13 protein-coding genes are annotated in these 16357 nt (G+C 64.2%); 11 read left to right on the top strand and 2 right to left on the bottom strand.

Going from position 1 to position 16357, the window contains the following annotated elements; all coding sequences use genetic code 11:
* Window positions 1-48: 48 nt before the first annotated feature.
* The 3 genes from NLM31_RS21325 (at window position 49) to NLM31_RS21315 (ending at window position 4005) form a co-directional block, all read left to right on the top strand.
* Window positions 49-1293, top strand: a complete 1245-nt coding sequence (locus NLM31_RS21325; RefSeq protein ID WP_254196242.1) for an MFS transporter — start codon at window positions 49-51, stop codon at window positions 1291-1293.
* A 220-nt stretch (window positions 1294-1513) separates the two neighbouring features.
* Window positions 1514-1951: a DoxX family protein gene (locus NLM31_RS21320; protein ID WP_254193545.1), complete on the top strand. Its 438-nt coding sequence runs from the start codon at window positions 1514-1516 to the stop codon at window positions 1949-1951.
* A gap of 359 nt (window positions 1952-2310) precedes the next feature.
* Window positions 2311-4005 (top strand): methyl-accepting chemotaxis protein, encoded by a 1695-nt coding sequence (locus tag NLM31_RS21315; protein ID WP_254193544.1) that lies wholly within the window; start codon window positions 2311-2313, stop codon window positions 4003-4005.
* A gap of 166 nt (window positions 4006-4171) precedes the next feature.
* Here the strand turns inward: NLM31_RS21315 and NLM31_RS21310 are convergent, their stop codons facing one another.
* Window positions 4172-7978, bottom strand: a complete 3807-nt coding sequence (locus tag NLM31_RS21310) for an AsmA-like C-terminal region-containing protein (RefSeq protein ID WP_254196241.1) — start codon at window positions 7976-7978, stop codon at window positions 4172-4174.
* Window positions 7979-8182: 204 nt separating this feature from the next.
* Between NLM31_RS21310 and NLM31_RS21305 the strand changes: the two genes are divergently transcribed.
* A complete protein-coding gene (locus tag NLM31_RS21305) occupies window positions 8183-8902 on the top strand; it encodes a peroxiredoxin (RefSeq protein WP_254193543.1) in 720 nt (239 codons plus the stop codon).
* Window positions 8903-9013: 111 nt separating this feature from the next.
* Window positions 9014-10378 (top strand): M23 family metallopeptidase, encoded by a 1365-nt coding sequence (locus NLM31_RS21300; protein WP_254131213.1) that lies wholly within the window; start codon window positions 9014-9016, stop codon window positions 10376-10378.
* Here NLM31_RS21300 and NLM31_RS21295 read toward each other — a convergent pair.
* Window positions 10365-11303, bottom strand: a complete 939-nt coding sequence (locus tag NLM31_RS21295) for a LysR family transcriptional regulator (protein ID WP_254193542.1) — start codon at window positions 11301-11303, stop codon at window positions 10365-10367. The two genes, NLM31_RS21300 and NLM31_RS21295, sit on opposite strands and share 14 nt — an antisense overlap.
* A gap of 130 nt (window positions 11304-11433) precedes the next feature.
* Here NLM31_RS21295 and NLM31_RS21290 point away from each other — a divergent pair, with 130 nt between their 5' ends.
* Genes NLM31_RS21290 through NLM31_RS21265 form a run of 6 tightly spaced genes read left to right on the top strand, consistent with a single transcriptional unit; the run spans window position 11434 to window position 16349 of the window.
* Complete coding sequence (locus NLM31_RS21290) at window positions 11434-12108, top strand: RraA family protein (protein ID WP_254193541.1); 675 nt, start codon at window positions 11434-11436, stop codon at window positions 12106-12108.
* Window positions 12105-13322, top strand: a complete 1218-nt coding sequence (locus NLM31_RS21285) for an aspartate transaminase (protein WP_254193540.1) — start codon at window positions 12105-12107, stop codon at window positions 13320-13322. Before NLM31_RS21290 ends, NLM31_RS21285 begins: the two co-directional genes overlap by 4 nt.
* A gap of 25 nt (window positions 13323-13347) precedes the next feature.
* Window positions 13348-14166, top strand: a complete 819-nt coding sequence (locus tag NLM31_RS21280; protein WP_254193539.1) for an ABC transporter substrate-binding protein — start codon at window positions 13348-13350, stop codon at window positions 14164-14166.
* A gap of 49 nt (window positions 14167-14215) precedes the next feature.
* Window positions 14216-14914 carry an amino acid ABC transporter permease gene (locus NLM31_RS21275; RefSeq protein ID WP_254131208.1) on the top strand — a complete coding sequence of 233 codons (699 nt, stop codon included), beginning with the start codon at window positions 14216-14218 and terminating at the stop codon, window positions 14912-14914.
* On the top strand, window positions 14914-15618 hold the full coding sequence (locus NLM31_RS21270) for an amino acid ABC transporter permease (protein ID WP_254193538.1): 705 nt from the start codon (window positions 14914-14916) through the stop codon (window positions 15616-15618). The genes NLM31_RS21275 and NLM31_RS21270 overlap by 1 nt, the downstream gene beginning before the upstream one ends.
* An 8-nt stretch (window positions 15619-15626) precedes the next feature.
* A complete protein-coding gene (locus NLM31_RS21265; RefSeq protein ID WP_254193537.1) occupies window positions 15627-16349 on the top strand; it encodes an amino acid ABC transporter ATP-binding protein in 723 nt (240 codons plus the stop codon).
* The last annotated feature ends 8 nt before the right edge of the window (window positions 16350-16357 follow it).

The raw sequence follows: 16357 nt of genomic DNA, 5'->3' as shown, positions 1-16357 counted from the left end.
AGCTTTTGATGCTTGTCAGGGCGCGCCGAAGCGCGCTCCCTGATGGCAATGGATCAGAAGACGCCCAGCGAACAGGGGAACATGCAGCAGGACGCGGTACGAACCGCGCTCGTCGTGCTCGCGTTGTGCTTCACGCTGGCCGTGCTCGGCCGCGGCTTGAGCGAAAGCTTCACCGTCTTCCTCAAGCCGATCTCCGAAAATTTTGGTTGGGACCGCGCGCAGGTGGTTTCGATCTATTCGCTGACCTGGCTCATCAGCGGACTGACGGCGCCGCTGGTTGGCCGCCTGTTCGATCATTCCGGACCGCGCATCGTCTATGCGCTCGGCCTGTTGCTGCTCGGCTCCGCGTTCCTGATCGCAGGCCATGCGCAGGCGCTCTGGCAATTCCAGCTCTCGATCGGTTTGTGCGTCGGTATTGGCGTTGCCTTCATCGGCAATGTGCCGAACTCGATCCTACTCGGCCGCTGGTTCGGGCCAAAGCTGCCGACCGCGATGGCGGTGGTGTATTCGGCAATGGGCGGCGGCGTGCTGGCGCTGCTGCCGGCCTCGCAGCTCCTGATCGATCATCTCGGCTGGCGCGAGACCTATCAGGTCTACGGCTTCGCTACACTTGGTCTGCTGGTGCCGCTGCTGCTGCTGCCCTGGCGTAGTTTCGCGGCCGGCTCGCCGTATGTTGCCAAGAAGACCGATCCTGATTTCGTCGACCACGGCTGGACGCTCGTGAGCGCGATGCGTCACCACGCGTTCTGGGCGCTGTTCTCGACCTTCTTCTTCACCGCGGTCGGCATGTATTGTATCGCCGCGCAGATCGTCGCCTATCTGATCGATGCCGGCTTCCCGCCGCTGCAGGCCGCGACTGCCTGGGGCTTTTCGGGGGTCGTGCTGGTGTTCGGCATGATCGGCGTCTCCGCGCTCGACGGGCTGATCGGACGCCGTCCCTCGGTGCTGCTGAGCTACGCGATCTCGATCCTCGGCATTGTCCTGCTCTGGCTGCTTCAGTATTATCCGAATGTCATCCTGCTCACCGGCTTCGTCGTCTGCTTCGGCAGCATGATGGGCTCGCGTGGGCCGCTGATCACGGCAACGGCGATGAAGATCTTCAGAGGCAAGAGGGTCGGCACCATCTTCGGCACGATCTCAATCGGCAGCGGACTCGGCTCGGCCTTCGGCTCCTGGAGCGGCGGCCTGATCCACGATGCCACCCACGGCTACAATGCGCTGCTTGTCTTCGCACTTGCAAACGTGATCCTCGGGATGATCCCGTTCCTGATCGTGCCCGCCTTGCGGCGATAGGTCTCCCGGAAGTAACCTGCACTCATTCGCGACACCGGGGAACTACGGGTGGGCGTGGCGCGTAGACGTTGAAAAAATGCTGTCGACACGCGGCTGAAATCACAGCCTGCGGTGTTTTGTCCGACATGACAAAAAAGTCAGCGCAAATTGACCTGGCGCAGCTTGCAGGGTGGAATTGAATGCGGTCCTAGTCGCAGCATTGGATGGAGGGCACAAACCAATGAACTTTCCTTATCTCACTCGCTTTCAGCCGGTTCTCTTGAGCCTGTTTCGCTTCATCACTGGACTGCTGCTGTTCCAGTACGGTGTCGCCAAGCTGTTCAAGTTCCCGGTGCTCCCCTACTTCGCCGACATCCCGCCGCTGATCTATGTGGCCGGCACGCTCGAGCTGGTGCTCGGCGCGACCTTGATGCTCGGCCTGTTCACGCGGCTGACGGCGTTCATCCTGGCGGGTGAAATGGCCTTCGCCTACTTCATGGGCCACGTGATGAAGACCGGCACGCCGGTGCTCCTGCCGCTGCTCAACGGTGGCACGGCTGCGATCCTGTTCTGCTTCGCCTGCCTCTACATCTCGGCAGCGGGCGGCGGCTCGGTCAGCGTCGATGCGCTGATCGGCAAGGAGACCGACGCACCGAGCGGCGCCTTCGCGCGGCGCTGACGCGCGCGCTCAATTCGCAAAACGAGGACGGCGCCGGCCATTGCCGGCGCCGTCTCAGCGAGAGCCCAGGACGTTCCAGATCAGAACGAGGGCCGCGACAAGCAGCACGGACATGATGAGGCGGTGAACGAATCGGTTCATTGCGGGTCCGGCCAGGTGCGATGACCACCAAAATCTGAGATCGACATCCTCCCGCAAATATACGGACGCGCAACAGAGCGTGTCCATTTGCCTGCACCGTTGCGCATGGGTCTGCGAAGAGTCCCTCGCGCGGCCGGCCGCGGCGCGTCCATCTTCATGATTGGTAAGAACTTGATGTTACGGATGATGACAATAACAACCATTCCGTAGGGGCTGTGATGAAGCTGCTGAACCATCTGAAGATCCGGACCAAGCTTGCCAGCATGGTCTGCCTCGCAGCTCTGACAGTCACGGCCATCATCGCGGTATCGACCGTCCTCAGCAAGAGCCGCATGATGGACGACCGGGTCCAGCAGATGAAGGCCGCGGTCGATCTGCTCCACGGCCTCGCACAGACTTTCCAGGATGACGCGGCCGCCGGCAAGATGACGGTGGACGACGCCAAGCTGCAGTTTCGCCAGCGTGCCCGCAACATGAAGTTCGGCGGCGGCCAGGGCTATCCTGTCGTCTACAATTCCGACACGTCGATCCTTGTCAACGGCGCCAATCCCCAGCTCGAAGGCAAGATCACAGGCGCGACGGATTCCAATGGCGTCCTGATTGCCGATGCTCAGCTCAACGCCGCCAGGCAGGCGCCGCAGGGCGGCGTGACATCCTATCTCTACCCTCGCCCCGGTCAGACCGAGCCCGTCCGCAAGACCGTGTTCGTCCGCCAGTTCACGCCCTGGAACGCCACGATCAGCTACGGCCTTTACGTCGACGATATCGACGCCGACGTGCGTGCGCTGACGCTCGAGCTCGCCGCGATCGGCGCCGGCCTGATGCTGCTGATGGCGACGCTGTCCTGGCTGATCGCCCGCGACGTGCTCAGCGCGCTCGACCGCCAGAAGACCCGGATGCAGGACATCGCCGACGGTGCCATCGACAAGCCGGTCGAGGAGACCGATCGCGGCGACGAGATCGGCCGCATGGCCGAGACGCTCGAAGTGTTGCGCCAGACCGCCCTGACGGCGCGCACGCTGGAAGCCGAACAGGTCGCAGCCAAGGCCCGCGGCGAGCAGGAAAAGCGCGACGCCCTGATCTCCCTCGCCGATCGCTTCGATGCGTCCGTCGGTCAGCTCGTGGGTCTGATGGCCTCGGGCTCCGGCGAGCTGGAAACCACGGCCAAGTCGATGTCGTCGACCGCCGAGGGCACCAACCGCCGCGCCGCCGTGGTCGGCTCGGCTGCGACCGAAGCCAGCCAACGCGTTCAGACGGTCGCCGCCGCCGCCGAAGAGCTCTCCTCCTCCATCACCGAAATCAGCCGTCAGGTCGCGCAATCGGCCGAAGTCACCGGCCGCGCGGTCGAGAGCGCACGCCACACCGACACCATCGTGCGCGCGCTATCCGACGGCGCCCAGCAGATCGAGCACGTCGCCGAGCTGATCTCCAGCATCGCCGCGCAGACCAATTTGCTGGCACTCAATGCCACCATCGAGGCCGCACGCGCCGGTGAAGCCGGTCGCGGCTTCGCCGTCGTCGCCTCCGAAGTGAAATCGCTGGCAAGTCAGACTGCAGAGGCCACCCGCGAGATCGGCGACAAGATCGCCCAGATTCAGGGCGCAACCAAGGAAGCTGTCGACGCCATCGGCGGCATCACCGCCACCATCGAGGAGGTCAGCCGCATTGCCACCTCGATCGGCGCCGCAATCGAGGAGCAAGGTGCGGCCACCGCCGAGATCGCCCGCAGCGTCTCGCAGACCGCCGAGGCGACCAAGGAAGTCACCACCAATATCGGCGGCGTCAGCTCGGCGGCCAACGAGACCGGCAATGCCGCCGGCATGGTGCTCGCGGCCGCGTCGAACCTCTCCAAGCAGGCCGAGCAGCTCTCGGGCGAAGTCGGCACATTCCTGGCGAGCGTGCGCGCGGCGTAAGACGACGCGGCTCGTCGCATAAGCATTCACAAGATGTCGTCATGCCCGGGCTCGTCCCGGGCATCCACGTTCTTTGTGCTGCTAGAGAATGCGTGGATGGCCGGGACGAGCCCGGCCATGACGCTGTGGAGACTTCAGGGCCCGCCCCGATAGAACGGACTCGCGGCTAACGCCGCGCGACGCTGCAACCGCTCGACAGCGGCCTTGCCGATCCCGTCGAACTGTCGCCGGACTGCGACGACGGCAGTTCGTCGATCGGCATGTTCTGCTTGCCGGTGTTGAACTCGAAGATCTTGCGGAACACGCCTGGCACCATCGCGGAGATCGGATTGACGCGCATCACGGGAGCCGCAGGCGTGCCGACGACCTCGTAGGTGACGCCGATCAGCCCTTCCTTGTCGCCACCGCCGAGGAAGAGGCCGAACAACGGGATCTGGCCGAAAATGTTGTTCACGCCATACATCGGCACGAAGGTGCCGCTCATGCAGACCTGATTGCCGGGATAGTCGATCGAGCCCTCGATGGTGGCGCCGATCATCGGCCCCTTGACCAGGCCGTCGCGGACCGTGAGCGCGCCGTTCTGCCGGGTGAACTCCGCGCGCAAGGCGCTGAAGGAAACGCCACCGCCGCCCGGAGTGCCGTTCGGCGCGCCTGCGGCGACGCGTTCGAGCTGCGCCTCGCCCTTCACCGTGAAGTCGCGCACGTTGATGAGGCCCTCGCGCGCCGTGGTCGCGTCCGATGTCGGCGGCTCCATCGCCACCACCATCTGGCCGCCGACGGCCTTGGTATAGGTGTCGGTGAATTTCAGCAGCGAGCCCGCGTCGTTGGTCTGGAGATAGATCACCTCGCGGCTGCCTTGCGCACGCCCGCCGCGCAGATCGGCTGCCACCGGCGTGTTCTGACCGATCCTGCCGCTCAGCGAGAACGCCTTGATGGCCCCGCTGCGCTTCGACATCTTGGCGTCGACGCTGCGCATCGTCTCGCCGTTGAATCCGGCGACCGTGCCGAGCTTCACATCGATGTCGAAATCGACGTTCTTGAGCTTGCTCTTGCTGTCGTCCTTGGAATTGCCTGAGATCGCCGACTTCAGGAAGCCACGACCGTCGAATACGTCGCCGCGCATTGTGCCACGGACCACGCCGTCCTGACCGCGCTCCACCTTCAGCGACGTCTTGTCGCCGTCGGACGGCGAATAGACCGGGAAATTCGCATTCATGAGGTCGCCGTTGGGGTCGACTTCCAGCGAGCCCTTGATCGAGGCACCGCCGCCGTCGATGACGATGTCCTCGAGCCGCGTCGATTGTGCCGTCGGCACCACCTTGAACGTCGCCTTGCTCGCTTTGCCCGGCAGCTTGACCCAACCGGGAAGGATGTTGTCGAGCTTGACCGAAGTCAGGTCCGCCTCGATGCCGAGCTTCGTCGTCTGCTCGGGCCCGCCGGCAATCTTGCCCGACACCTTGACCGGCACCGACCCGCTGACGGCCGGACTGAGATCGAAGCCGAGCCGCGCACGGCTGGCATCGTCCAGCGTCGTCTGCAGCTTGACGTCGGCATCGCCATCGGTCGCCTTGCGGTAGTCGAGCGAGGCCGCCTGCCCGTTGATCTTGACGTCGCCCTTGACCTGGTAACCCTGGTTGTTGGCGACGATCTTGAGGTTGTTGGCCTCGAGCTTCTGGTTCATCACCAGCTTGTCGGCGGCAAAGCCGTTGAGATCGGCGGTGACGGCGTAGACGGTGTCCGCCTTGGTCAGCTCGCCCTTGACCGGCAAGCCGAGTTGGATGTTCGCCGTGAACGTGCCCTTGCTGGTGTTGGGATCGACGACGGTCGATGACAGATCGCTCAACCGGTCGTTGGACAGCATTTCGGCAGCGGCCGGCACCGGACCATCAACGCGGAAGCGCGTCCGCGAGGGCGACGGCTTCGGCGCCATGTCCGGCACCTCGAACGTGAAGTCGGAGATCGTGACCTTGCGACCTGCGGGCGTGTCGGCAACGCCCTGGCCGATATTCACGGTGGCGGTGCGTCCGGTCACATGCGCCTTGAGGTCCGCATCGTGCACCACCGGCATGCCGTCCACAGGGCGGACCGCGACGCCGTTCGCCACGATGTTGACCGACAGGCCGTCGTCGGGGATCGGCGGCCCCTTGCGCGGAAGGTTGCGCGTCGGCGAGTTGATGCCGATCTCGATGCGCTGAAGCGTGCCGCGCTCGATCCGCTCGATCACCCATTGGCGCAACTCGGGCACCACCAGCGTCGGCCACATCCGCTTCATGGCCGAGGCCGACATCGGCGTTCCCGCAAAGCCGAGCGTCAGGCGCGGCTCGCCGGAATAGTCGATCGCGCCGGTGCCGGCGACACCGATCTCGCCATTGGAGATGTCGGCCTGCGTCAGCAGCATGCGCTTGTGATCGGTGTCGAAGCGGAATCCGATCGCGATGCGGTTGAAGACGAGCGGCGGCTCGTTGTCGATGCCGCCGAGCAGGATCGAGCCGCCGCTGAAGCCGAGCTGCCAGTCATTGGTGGTGCCGTTCGGCGGCTCGAGATGGGCGAGCAGTGTCAGGCGATTGGCGCCGGAGAGGATCTTGAACGGTGCGACCAGCACCCGCCGTCCCGCATCCCATTCGACGTTGATCTCGGCCGAGTCGATCGCCATGGGATAGTCGGGCGTGTCGGTGTCGATGATGTTGCCCGCGCCGATTGCGACCTTGCCGCGGAAGAATGTCGGCACACCGTCGCGGCCGAGCTCACCCTTGAGCTCGCCGGTCAGAGGCAGGTCGGCCGTATAGGTGAAGTCCTTGACGCGCAGCGCCAGCAGGATGTTGGCGGTCGACACCTTGTCGGCGCGGATATCGATCGAGCGCACGCCGTTCTCGCTCGGCCCGATCGTGGTGCGCAGCGACCACGGGCGCGCGCCCTCTTCGCCGAAGCTGAGCGCGACGCCGCCATGGCTCGGCCGGCGCAGGCTGAGCGTGATGTTCTCAAACGTCCATTTGCTGCCGCGCTGTTGATCGTCGACGATCAGATTGCCGTTCTTGAGACCGATCTCGTTGAGGTTCTGGCCGTCGAGGCCGGTCAAGCTCAAGCTGTCGAGCCAGTCGAGGCCCTGAAGAATTCCACTCTGAGCGGCAGGTTGAGCTGCGGCCTGGGACGCGTCCGGAGTTGCAGGCGCCATCCCGAACGGTGGCGGCGGAACGCCGTTGCGCGGGAATGTCGGCGGCAGGCCCGCTTCCTTCTTGGACGCGACGCCGGTTGCGAGCGGCTTCGCCGTGTCGCCGGCGGACACCGTGACCGTCCCGTCAGGTGCGATCCGGATCGCGAGCTCGGCATCGACGAGGTTGAGGCTTTCGGCGCGCAGGTGCCCGGTGAGAAGTGCTGCCCCCGACAGCCGCACCTCGGCCTTCGGTGCGCTGGCGACGATGGCATGGTCGTGATCGCGAACGATGATGTCGCGGATGCGCACGGCAATCCGGACCCGCCCGGCGCGCTCGATCTGGGTGCCGCCGACCTCCACGGTATTGCCGTGGCCGATATTGTCCTCGATGGCAGCGGCGAGCCAGGGCGTCGCCATGTCGAGGTTGATGGGACCGGCGCCCAGCCGCCACCACAGCGCGCCAAAACAACCGACGAAGATGACGATCAATGCGCCGAGGACGACGGACATCCGGCGCAGCCAGCGTCCGCTCGGCAGCGCCCGCCGAAACAAAGAGAAACCGTCACCGACGCGAAAGCGCGAGTTGGAACGCGACAACAGGCGGCGCGCGCGATGTCCCGCTTCCTCTTCCTGGTCTTGATCCCAGTCGTCCTCGTGCCATTCCGGCTGCTCGTGATGGCCGCCGTGCCGATCGAAGTCCCGATTGTGATCCTGGGGCGACGTATTCCTAGCCATTGCCTCTCGATACAGGCGCCCGTCGTAGGATTGAGCGCCGCCGGGACCGCAGCCGTCGACGGGAATCGACGCTCCCCGCCCCGGCATTGCCGCCATACCTCGAATGTTCCTGCTGTTCGTCATTTCGCCCCGGGAGCGCGTTCAACGAGCAGTGGGGTGGTGCGTGGAATTCCTTGTAACCATACTCCGTCGCCGCCAAAATTGCCCAGCCGAGGGCGCGAATCCGGCACACCGGACGAGAGCTGCAATACCGCTTTGGTTGACCCGCCGAAAGCGACGAAAGGAAGGCGTATGTCCAAGAAATCCCGAAAGAAATCGTCCAAAACGCCCTCCGGCAGTTCGACCGCTAAAAAGAAGCCCCTGAAAACACGGGCATCGACTCAAGCAAGTGGCGCGAAAACACAGCCGGCATCGGCAAGCAAATCAGGCAAAGCAACCGCCAAGGCAGCATCGCATAAGGCCGCATCGAAACGGTTAAAATCTTCTGAAAAGGCCTCTAAGCCTTCCGCGTCGGCGTCCGCCGCTTCGGCAAAACCGTCGTCGGCAAAGTCTCTGGCCGAGGGCCAGAAGGCGCCCGCCTTCCGCCTCCCTCGCGACGGCGGCAACGTCGTGACCCTCCAGGACTATGCCGGCCAGAAGCTCGTCCTGTTCTTCTACCCCCGCGCCGACACGCCGGGCTGCACCCGCGAGGCGATCGACTTCACCCGACTGAAGGACGACTTCGCGGCTGCCGGCACTGCCGTGCTGGGTATTTCGGCCGACCCGTTAAAGGCCCAGGAGAAGTTCCGCGACAAGCACAGCCTCGGCGTCCCCCTGATCTCGGACGAACAGCACGAGATGCTGGAGGCGTATGGCGCCTGGGGCGAAAAATCCATGTATGGCAGGAGCTTCCTCGGGATTCTTCGCACCACGGTGCTGATCGGATCCGACGGCAAGGTGGCCAAGATCTGGCGCAACGTGCGGGTCGATGGCCATGCCGACGAGGTGCTGCTCGCGGCAAGAAGTCTTTAACCAGCCCGTTAAAATCGAGCGTTCCCGTTTCCGGAAAATTAACCATGACCGGCCCAGATTGCTGCGGCAATTAGGCCGTAAGGAACCGTTCCGACCGGCGCGGGAGTGCCGATGTCGAAAAGTTCTGCCCAATTCTCGCAGTACCCCCAGCATCATCCCCACGACCACGGACGTGCCTTCCATCGCCGTCCTGCCGCTGCTGCGGCAGCCGCCGCGATTCCCCTGCCCGATGCCGATGACGCCTACACCATCGTGCATCACGGCAAGCAGGTTCGCCTCGGGCCTGTCGTGTTTTGGATCGTGGTCGGCACCGTCGTGCTGCTCGGCCTGTGGTCGGCGGCGACCGCCACCTATTTCGCTTTCCGCGACGACGTTCTGACCCGGCTGATCGCCCGCCAGGCCGAGATGCAATACGCCTATGAGGACCGCATCGCCGAGTTGCGCGCCAAGGTCGACCGCACCACCAGCCGGCAATTGCTCGACCAGGAGCAGTTCGACCAGAAGCTCGACCAGATCATGAAGCGCCAGACGGCGCTGGAGTCCCGGGCGACGGCGCTGGGGGCCATGCCTGACGTCACCGGATCGATTCCCCGTTCGACGCCGCAGCGTGGCGACGCGAACCAGACGACGCAAGGCACGCCAAAGCCGTCGCCGATCAGCGACACCGTGATCTTCGTGGCGCCGCCCGACCGCGAAGCGCGGCTCGAATCGCGTGCGCCGGCCGCGATCGCCCCGCCGGTCAATCAATTCGCCAAGAACCAGGGCTTTGACAACGTCCTGGTCCGGCTGACGACCTCGCTCGATCAGGTCGAGCGCCGCCAGGTTGCGGCGCTCAGCGCCGTCGAGGAAGGCATGGATTCGCGGATGCGGCGGTTGCGCGGCGTGGTCAGCGACCTCGGCCTGAACATGGCCACTCTCGAGGCGGCGGTGCCGCGCGCCGCGATGGGCGGCCCGTTCGTGCCGGTCAAGCTCACGGCCAATGCGGGCCCGTTCGAGAAGCAGCTCTATCGCATCAGCACCACCCGCGCTGAGATGGACCGGCTCAACCGCACGCTGGCGCAGGTGCCCTATCGCAAGCCTGTCGTCGGCGAGGTCGAATTCACCTCCGGCTTCGGCGTGCGCAGCGATCCCTTCCTCGGCCGGCCCGCGATGCATACCGGACTCGATTTCCGTGCCGCGACCGGCGATCCCGCGCGCGTCACCGCCAACGGCAAGGTGGTCTCGGCCGGCTGGTCCGGTGGTTATGGCCGCATGGTCGAGGTCGATCACGGCAACGGGCTCTCGACCCGCTACGGCCATCTCTCCGAGATCAACGTCAAGGTCGGCGAGATCGTGAAGATCGGCCAGGTCATCGGCCTGGTCGGCTCGACGGGACGTTCAACGGGGCCGCATCTGCACTACGAAACCCGCATCGATGGCGAAGCCGTCGACCCGCAGAAGTTTTTGCGCGCCGGCGTACGGCTCAGCGCGGGCTGAGTCTGTCGGCCCCCCGCCGCGCCGATAGGCCTCGAAGCGAGAAATCACAGCATTCACGAGCAATCCGTGCGATCTGCCCGGCCAACGGATCGACGATGTCCGTACGCGTCACGGCAAAATACCTGATCTGCGGGATGGGCGGCGACGTTCTGATCGTACGCAATAGACCGATCTCGATCTCATGCCGGAAATACTGCTCGGTCAGAAAGGTGATGCCGAGCCCGGCCACCGCCAGCGCCGAGAGCACGCTGAGACTGTTGCACTTGACGACGCGATTGAGCTTGATGCCGCTCCCGCCCAGCCAATCCAGGACGAGCTTCTGCAAGCCTGATCCTTCTCCCTGGGTGAGGATCGGATATTGCGCGATCTCCTCGAGCGCGGCCTCGTTGGCCTTCGGCCCGACGCCAGGCGCCGACATCCATTGCAACGTGACGCTGTCGAGCGGCAGCGCGTTGAAGTCGGCACTGGCCGGCGGATCAAGACCAATGACAAGATCCAGGCGGCGATCGGCGAGCTTGTCGAGAAGCACGACACTGGATTCGACTTCGGGCTCCGGAATGACCGCCGGATAGGCCTCCTTCATGGCCACGATCAGTTTCGGGAGCCAAGTCAGCGCCACGAGCTCGGTGACACCGAACCGGAAGGCACCGCTAAAAGCCAGCGGCCCTGCTGCGACCTGGCGCATTCGCGCCTCGAGCTGCAACAGCTCAGCCGCGAGCTCGATCAGATTTTCGCCGCTGCGCGTCAAGCTGATCGTTCGACTGTTGCGATCGAACAGCGTGCTCCCGATCGCAGCTTCCAACTCGGCGATGCGCTTGGAAATGGTCGATTGCGCCAGGTTCAGCCGCTCCGCGGCGTCAACCACCCCGCCCAATTCGGCAATCCAGTAGAAGGCTTCGACCTGCTTCAGTGTCAGGCTCACCATGGCATCGCCCCCGATAAATCGAAAAACGTGATCCAATACGTAGAAAAATATTCACTTTTCTTCAAGTCAACCGCAGGGCAGGCTTCACGCGAAATCTGCGCTCCAGCGCACAGCCCATCGGTTTTGCCCCATGCTCCTGCCCGGCCATCGACTGCTTCCCTCGCCGCCCTCGGTCCCGCCTGCAATCATCGCCGACTTTGCCGCGGAGCAGGTCGCGATCGTGTCCGACAACATGAACCGGCTGCACGGCACGCGCGCGCTCCGCCCGTTCCATGGCAACGCCCGCCTGATCGGCACGGCGATCACCGTCAAGACGCGTGCCGGCGACAATTTCATGCTGCACAAGGCGTATGAGCTGCTCCGGCCGGGCGACGTGCTCGTGGTCGATGGTGGTGGCGATCTCAACCAGGCCCTGGTCGGCGAGATCATGATGACGCGCGCCAAGGCGATGGGAGTCGCCGGCTTCGTCATCGACGGCGCCATCCGCGATGTCGCCGCGTTCGCCGAGGCTGGCTTTCCCTGCTTCGCGCGCGGTGTCACGCATCGCGGTCCGTACAAATCAGGCCCCGGAGAGATCAACGTGCCGGTCTCGATCGACGGCATGGTGGTGATGCCGGGCGACGTCATTCTCGGCGATGAGGATGGTGTCGTGGCCTTCGAGCGATCCGTTGCCCCGGAGCTGCTCGACCGGGTCAGACAGCAGGAAGCGCGCGAAGCCGGCGCGTTGGCCGCCATCCGCGAGGGCCGTCTCGACAATTCCTACATAGGCACCGGAAACTCTCCTGCCCAAGGGGCAACGTCATGAGCAGCACTAGCGCCATCGCCCTCGCCCCGAGGGTTCAACGGATCAAGCCGTCACCGAGCATGGTCGCGCGGGAACGGGTCCGGCAGCTCCACGCGGAGGGCCGTGACGTCGTCGATCTCACCGCCGGCGAGCCTGATCTGGATACGCCGAAGCATATCCGTGACGCAGCTACAGCCGCGCTCGAAGCGGGAGAGACGCGCTACACACCGGTCAACGGAACGCCGGCACTACGCAAGGCGATCATCGCAAAGCTCGCCCGCGAAAACGGCGTCCACTATGCCATGAACGAGATCTCCGTTGGCGGCGGCGCCAAGCAGGTCATCTACAACGCACTCGCCGCCACGCTCGGAGCCGGCGATGAAGTGATTGTCCCCGCCCCCTATTGGGTCTCGTACCCCGACATGGTCGAGGCTTGCGACGGCACTCCGGTGATCGTGAGCTGCGGCGAGAACGCAGGCTTCAAGCTGTCGGCCGAGGCTCTCGAGAAAGCAATCACGCCACGGACGCGCTGGCTCATTCTGAACTCGCCCTGCAATCCCACCGGTGCATTTTATTCCGCTGCCGAGATAGCCGCGCTCGCCGGGGTGCTGCTGCGGCACCCCCATGTCGCGGTCATGACCGACGACATTTACGAGCACATCCGGTTCGATGGCGGGGCAACGCCATGCATCGTTGCCGTCGAGCCTCGACTGAGGACGCGGACTCTGTTGGTCAACGGCGTCTCCAAGACCTATGCCATGACGGGCTTCCGGCTCGGCTACGGCGCGGGACCCGCAGAGCTCATCTCGGCCATGAACACGATCCAGTCGCAGTCGACGTCCTGCACGTCGGCAATCAGCCAGGCAGCGGCGACCGCCGCACTGGAAGGCGATCAAGGCTTCGTCGCGGAGGCTCGCGAGATGTATCGCCGTCGCCGCGATCGTGCGGTCGCCATGCTCAACGACATTCCCGGCCTCTCGTGCCTCCCGCCCGACGGCGCCTTTTACGTGTTTCCGTCTTGCGCCGGCCTGATCGCGAAGACTACGCCCGAGGGCAAGATCCTCAAGACGGATCTGGATGTCGTGATGCACTTTCTCGATGCTGCCGGCGTCGCCGTGATCGATGGAACGGCCTACGGCATGCCATCCTATCTGAGAATGTCGATCGCGACCTCGTTGCCCAAGATCGAGGAAGCCTGCACGCGGCTCGCGCGAACCTGTGCGGCCTTGCGCTAACCGCCGAAGGACGAAGGAGAGAGCCATGAGATTATCAAAGGTCGCCGCCGCCGGACTCCTGATCCTCACAGGCGTTGTCAGCGCGGCAAAGGCAGACGAGCTCGCGGACGTCAAGAGCCGCGGCAAGCTGGTCTGTGGGACGCTCGGCACGGCCGAGCCGTTCAGCTTCCAGGACCCGAAGACGCGGGAGATCGTTGGATACGACGTCGACATGTGCCGCAAGGTCGCAGACTCGCTCGGTGTCGCGCTCGAGCTCAAGCCGATGGCCGTCGAGGCCCGCATCCCCGAGCTGTTGCAGGGGCGGGTCGACATCCTCGCCGCCAATCTCGGCTGGACCAAGGAACGCGCGCAACAGATCGACTACAGCTATTCGTACTTCGTCAGCGAGCAGAAGGTTCTCGTGTCCGCCGATTCCGGCATCGCCACCCTCGAGCAATTATCGGGCAAGCGGGTCAGCGCGCTCAAGGGATCGTCTTCGGAACAGGGCGTCAGGCGTGTCATACCGACGGCAGAAACCGTGACCTTTCAGGATTCATCCTCGGCCTTCCTCGCGGTCGTTCAGGGAAAGGTCGACGGCTTTTGCGCTTCCGAGTTGATCCTGGTGAAGCTCCGTAAACAGGCGCAGGCATCCGCCCCGATGTCGATCGTCGAAAAGTCGGTCTTCGTCGAACCGTGGGGACTCGGCGTCCGCAAGGGTGAGGCCGCCTTCAAGGACCAGGTCAACAAGGTGCTGACCGAGCTGGATGCGTCCGGTGAGGCCGGCAAGATTTTTGCAAAATGGTTCGGCCCGGATACCGTCTATGGAATGAAGCTCGATTTCAAGATCGAGGAGATCAAGGGCTGACCCCCTCGCCACCGCGCGAAACCGAACATCGGGAGTGCATGATTTAACGATGGGCTATGTCTTCGACCCGGCCGCGGTCCTGACCGGCCAATATCTGGACTGGTTCATCTGGGGACTGGCGACGACAATCGCGCTGACCGTGGCTGCCTGGCTGCTCGGAATGACGATCGGGATCATCCTGACGCTGGTCCGCATGCTTCCGTTCAAGCCGCTCGAATGGCTGGTCGCTGGTTACGTCGAATATCATCGCAACGTTCCGCTGCTGGTTCAGATCCTGGTCTGGTATTTCGGCGTCCCGCAACTGTTGCCTCGCGCCATCCGCATGTGGGTCAATAGCCACCACAGCGAGTTTCTCCTCGCGATGGTGGCGCTGGGCCTCGCCAGCGCTGCCTATATTACTGAGGATTTGCGCAGCGGTATTCGCTCGATCCCGAAGACACAGTACGAAGCGGCGCGCTCGATCGGGTTCAACTACCTCCAGGCGATGAGCTACGTGATCCTGCCGCAGGCGCTGCGCATTGTGATCCCGCCGCTGATCAACCAGACCCTGCTTCTGTTCAAGAACACCAGCCTCGCCATGGCGATCGGCGTCGGCGAATTGACCTATCGCACGCGTGAGGTCGACAGCTACACGTTCAAGACGTTCGAAGCGTTTGCGGTGGCGACCATCCTTTATCTTGCGATTTCCTTCGCCATCATGGCGCTCGGCAGCTTCGCCGACCGGCGCCTGAAACTCGAGATCCGCTGATGCTGAAGATCCTCGAGGACAACTGGCTTCTATTTCTGATCGGGCAATATCCGCACGGCCCCGTCGGTGGCCTCGCCATGACGCTGTTCCTCGCGATGGCTGGTCTATCTCTCAGCTTTCCCGTCGCAATTGCGCTCGCGCTGGCGCGTCTCAGTGCGCGTCGTTGGCTTCGCGGACCGGCCACCGCCGTGGTTTACGTCGTGCGCGGCCTGCCGCTGATCATGTTCATCTTCTGGACCTATTTCGCGCTGCCGCTGTTGACCGGACATACGGTCGGAGGCGTCGAGACGCTGCTCTTCGCGCTTGTCGTCTACGAGGCGAGCTATCTGTCGGAGATCATCCGGGCCGGGATTGAAGGCCTGCCGAAAGGCCAGGCTGAGGCGGCAAAGGCGCTTGGCCTCGGCTACTTTCCGACCACCTTCAAGGTCATCCTGCCGCAAGTCCTGCACAACATGATGCCAAGCCTCGTCAGCCAGTTCGTCTCCACGATCAAGGAGACCTCGCTCGGCTATGTCATCAGCGCCAACGAGGTGACCTTTGCGGCGAGCCAGGTGAACAACCAGCTCATGACCCAACCGTTCGAGGTATATGGCTTGCTGGCGCTGACCTATTTCACGCTGTGCTTCACCCTGACATCGGCAGCGCGCTGGCTAGAACGCCGGCTGGCCGCCGAGCGCGGTGGGCTCGGCGTTCAGCCGGCGTGAGGGCTGTCATGATCCGCTTCGAGGCCGTCGAAAAATGGTTTGGCCGGCACCAGGTGCTAGCCGGCGTGACGGGCGAGGTCAAACGCGGCGAGGTCGTCACGCTGCTTGGGTCATCGGGCTCCGGCAAATCGACGCTCATCCGCGCGGTGACGCGCCTGGAAGCCATTCAAGGTGGACAAGTGCTGTTCGAGGGCGTGGACGTCGCCGGGCGTGGCGTCGATATCAACCGTTTGCGCCAGCGCGTCGGCTTCGTATTCCAGGCGTTCAACCTGTTTCCGCATCTCACTGTGCTCGGCAACATCACGCTGGGGCTGGAGCGTCTCCGAAACATGCACAAGGCGGCGGCCAGAGAACGCGCGATGACTGAGCTCGACCGCGTCGGGCTGGTCGACAAGGCTGACGCCTTGCCCTCGCGCCTGTCCGGCGGGCAGCGGCAACGCGTCGCGATCGCACGCGCACTCGCGATGGATCCGGACGTCATGCTGTTCGACGAGCCCACCAGCGCGCTCGATCCGGAAATGGTCAACGAGGTGCTGCGGGTGATGAGGACGCTGGCGCAGAATGGCATGACGATGGTCGTCGTCACGCACGAGATCGGCTTTGCGCGCGAAGTCGCGGACACCGTCTGGTTTCTGGACAAGGGCCAGATCGTCGAAAGCGGTCCACCGGCCGATGTCCTCGATGCTCCCCGTCACGACCGGCTGCGCGCGTTCCTCTCCAGAGCGCGTTAAGGCGCTCC

Origin of the sequence: Bradyrhizobium sp. CCGUVB4N, from assembly GCF_024199945.1 — a bacterium.
Taxonomy (GTDB): domain Bacteria; phylum Pseudomonadota; class Alphaproteobacteria; order Rhizobiales; family Xanthobacteraceae; genus Bradyrhizobium.
This window is presented reverse-complemented; position numbering and strand designations above follow the sequence as displayed.